Origin of the sequence: Methanoculleus sp. (assembly GCF_035363275.1) — an archaeon.
In the GTDB taxonomy this organism is placed as follows: domain Archaea; phylum Halobacteriota; class Methanomicrobia; order Methanomicrobiales; family Methanoculleaceae; genus Methanoculleus.
Genome location: NZ_DAOSET010000117.1, coordinates 1 through 2324, shown reverse-complemented (window position 1 = coordinate 2324; position 2324 = coordinate 1). Strand labels below are relative to the sequence as shown.

At 58.4% G+C, this 2324-nt stretch carries 2 protein-coding genes; one reads left to right on the top strand and one right to left on the bottom strand.

Annotated elements, in window-relative coordinates; genetic code table 11:
• Positions 1-1691 (top strand): PEGA domain-containing protein (locus PLN84_RS13120; protein WP_348532176.1); only part of this gene is annotated, 1691 nt, incomplete at its 5' end.
• 123 nt (positions 1692-1814) lie between these two features.
• Here PLN84_RS13120 and PLN84_RS13115 read toward each other — a convergent pair.
• Complete coding sequence (locus PLN84_RS13115; RefSeq protein WP_292385120.1) at positions 1815-2117, bottom strand: hypothetical protein; 303 nt, start codon at positions 2115-2117, stop codon at positions 1815-1817.
• Between the last annotated feature and the right edge of the window lie 207 nt (positions 2118-2324).

Genomic DNA, 2324 nt, shown 5'->3' with positions numbered 1-2324 from the left:
TGAAGGTGCAGAGTTACCCGGTCGGCACCGCCGGCGACCACCTCCAGAACCGGAATGCGATCCTGGTCATCTGGTACGGAGGAGATGAATCACTGTCGGGCATAGAGATCTCCTCCGACGCCCGGACGACTCCGGAAGAGGAGATCGGGTCGTTTGTGCTGCCGTACTCCGCCACGGGGGCGCTGGAGGAAGAGCTGCACTACTCCACAGGAGACAGGAACCTGGTGCTAACATTCCCGGCAGGGAACCGGGTAACCAACGCCACGGGTGCCGCAGTAACATCGGTTACGATCCGGGCGGTGCAGGATCTCCTCCCGGTCCCGGGTATGGCAATGGAGCAGGTGTACCGCATCACCCCCGAGGATGCTACGGCGGCAATCCCATTCTCCATGGCGGCACGCCTCCAGACGACCGGGAATGCGACATGGTACCACTACGATGCCGCTGGATCGATCTGGCGGCAGGTCAACACTGCGATCGACCTCACAAATGGAACGGTGACGGCATACCCTGAAACGTTCGGGGTCTACGGGGTGGCCACACCGCTACCGGCAACCCTCACTATCGGTTCAAACCCCGCCGGCGCGCGGATAATCCTCGACGGCGTGTACCTCGGAAAGGTCACCCCGGCCACCATCAGTCCCGCAGATCCGGGAAACCACACTCTCCGGCTGGAACTGGAGCAGTTTACTTCATATGAAACAGGTATCACGATCCCGGACGACACGGCGGTATTCGCAGATCTCAACCATGACGGCGTCCGGGCCGCCAACCGCCTGAAGTTCGATGAACTGCAGATAGAGCCCGGATACGACCGGAACGGCGGGATATACGTCATGTCCCGGCCTTCGGGGGCCGCGATCACCATCGACGGCAAGAAGACGAAATACACGACACCTCATATTGTCCAGGGCATCCGGGAAGGGAGCCATACGGTGAAGGTGGTCAAGGAAGGCCAGGCGTTCAACACCCCGACAAAGACGATCTGGGTGGAGAGGGACTGCATCACACCCGTTCAGATTGACGCACATGAGCAGGCCATCGTTCGGAAGGTCTCGCTCTCTTCGGATGATTACTCGGGCAAAGGGTTGACTCTCAACGGCAGGGGGCCGGTATTCCGGCTGCCCAAGACCGTCGCAGTGGCTGGAGCGAACTCGTTTATCACGATCAGCGACGGCGACCGGTACCTCTCCCACCAGATCACAGTCACAGAGGATGGAGGAACGATCAAGATCGCACCCCGTGACTACGCCTTCTGCGGACTGCTGGTGGAGTCGAACCCGGCGGGAGCCGAGATCCTGATAGACGGCTTCAGAACCGGTCTCTGTACTCCCTACCTCATCAGGAACGTCTCAGACGGACGGCACGTCATCTCCGTCACTCGCTCCGGGTACCTGCCTGCAGAAGAGGAGATCCTACTCACCGACGATAACAACGCCGAGATCGATAAGCAGTTTATGTTCCGCCTTGGATCCTACCCCTACGGCAGCCTGAACGTAACCAGTGAGCCTGCGGGAGGAGAGATCTACCTCCACAACCAGAATACCGGCGAGGTTACTCCCCACACCTTCCGGTATATGCCGATCGGGACGTATGTGGTAAAGGTCGTCGGGAACGCCACGTTCCGGACGGCAGATGATGTCACCATCCAGCCCTATGAAGTGACCGGGTGCGCGTTCAACCTAGTTTGAACGGAACGCGCACCCTCTTTTCCCTCTGCAATCCATAGAATAGGCAGCACCCCGGAGGGTCCGGTTGAGAGAGGGCGCGGCCGAGATCCGCAGGCAGGCCATCTCCCATGAAAAATAGGCACCTTAGCGCCTGTACATCGAAGAGAACCCTTCGCCCTTATCATCCTCGCACTCGATCGCGGTACCGTCCCGGACGAGGGTGTTGAATATGAGGGCGGCATTCATCAGGTTCTCGTCCGGGGTTCCGCCCTGCCGCACACCGGAGAGAGCCTGGCGTTGCGGCGTCGGGATCGTCCGTCTGCCCACCCGGACACCCGCGCAGTGCCGGCAGTAACTGCAGTGAGAGTAGATCGACACCTCACGATCTGCGCATGCAACCGTCACCCGGTCCTTTGCATCGTCGCGGTGAAATTCAAGTGTCTTCATATACGAAGAACGTAGATTTCCGGAGAATAAGATTCTGTCGATTACCCGGGGTTTTTGCGCAATGCACGCTATTGACGCGCATAGAAATACTTTATATGGAGAACGTCATACGTATAAGTTACTCGCATAAGCAGGCTGTTCGAGCTGACAGACCTATTTGAGTGGAGGATACAATCTATGGCAGTTGAAAAGCCCCACATGAATTTA

What these genes read in the sequence shown, in the direction of transcription:
- PLN84_RS13115 (WP_292385120.1), bottom strand. Translation starts at nt 2,117, where the DNA reads ATGAAGACACTTGAATTTCACCGCGACGATGCAAAGGACCGGGTGACG.